The sequence below is a fragment of the Emticicia sp. 17c genome (assembly GCF_037153985.1).
In the GTDB taxonomy this organism is placed as follows: Bacteria; Bacteroidota; Bacteroidia; order Cytophagales; family Spirosomataceae; genus Emticicia.
In genome coordinates this window covers 1-1,255 of the sequence record NZ_JBBAYI010000048.1, presented here as the reverse complement: position 1 = coordinate 1,255, position 1,255 = coordinate 1, and the positions used below count along the sequence as shown (strand labels likewise).

Here is a 1,255-nt window from a genome sequence, read left to right as displayed (position 1 = left end):
AACTTGTACGGTTGGTTCTTGTACCAGTCCGGCGAGTACGGCGGTCACAGGCTTAGAGATTGTAACACAGCCGACGGCCCCAACCATCAACGCCCCGAATCCGAAAGTAGTTTGTTCGCCAAGTACGCTTACACTTACAGCAAGCGGCTGCGCAGGAACCGTGACATGGTCGAATAGCAGCACCGGAACGAGCTTAACGCTTTCTTCGGTGGGAACATACAGCATTACCGCAACTTGTACGGTTGGTTCTTGTACCAGTCCGGCGAGTACGGCGGTAACGGGCTTAGAGATTGTGACACAGCCGACAGCACCAACCATCAACGCACCAAACCCGAAAGTAGTTTGTTCGCCAAGTACGCTCACGCTTACGGCAAGCGGTTGCGCAGGAACCGTCACATGGTCGAATAGCAGCACCGGAACGAGCTTAACGCTTTCTTCGGTGGGAACATACAGCATTACCGCAACTTGTACGGTTGGTTCTTGTACCAGTCCGGCGAGTACGGCGGTAACGGGCTTAGAGATTGTGACACAGCCGACAGCACCAACCATCAACGCACCAAACCCGAAAGTAGTTTGTTCGCCAAGTACGCTCACGCTTACGGCAAGCGGTTGCGCAGGAACCGTCACATGGTCGAATAGCAGCACCGGAACGAGTTTAACGCTTTCTTCGGTGGGAACATACAGCATAACGGCAACTTGTACGGTTGGTTCTTGTACCAGTCCAGCAAGCACGGCAGTAACGGGTTTAGAGATTGTAACGCAGCCGACAGCACCAACCATCAACGCACCAAATCCGAAAGTGGTTTGCGCGCCAAGTACGCTCACACTTACGGCAAGCGGCTGCGCAGGAACCGTCACATGGTCTAACAGCAGCACCGGAACGAGCTTAACTTTATCAAGTGTAGGCACATACAGCATTACCGCAACTTGTACGGTTGGTTCATGTACCAGTCCGGCGAGTACGGCAGTAACGGGTTTAGAGATTGTAACGCAGCCGACAGCACCAACCATCAACGCACCAAATCCGAAAGTGGTTTGCGCGCCAAGTACGCTCACACTTACGGCAAGCGGCTGCGCAGGAACCGTCACATGGTCTAACAGCAGCACCGGAACGAGCTTAACTTTATCAAGTGTAGGCACATACAGCATTACCGCAACTTGTACGGTTGGTTCATGTACCAGTCCGGCGAGTACGGCAGTAACGGGTTTAGAGATTGTAACGCAGCCGACAGCACCAACCATCAACGCACCAAAT

Annotated in this window: 1 protein-coding gene and 1 pseudogene; one reads left to right on the top strand and one right to left on the bottom strand. The window is 53.2% G+C overall.

The window, feature by feature from the left end:
* Positions 1-225: hypothetical protein (locus tag WAA15_RS24390; RefSeq protein WP_337045463.1), on the bottom strand; the 225-nt coding region annotated here is incomplete at its 3' end.
* On the opposite strand from WAA15_RS24390, the pseudogene WAA15_RS24385 reads away from it, so the two are divergent.
* Positions 209-1,255 (top strand): annotated as a pseudogene (locus WAA15_RS24385) (hypothetical protein); the annotation flags it as partial. The gene WAA15_RS24390 and the pseudogene WAA15_RS24385 overlap by 17 nt on opposite strands.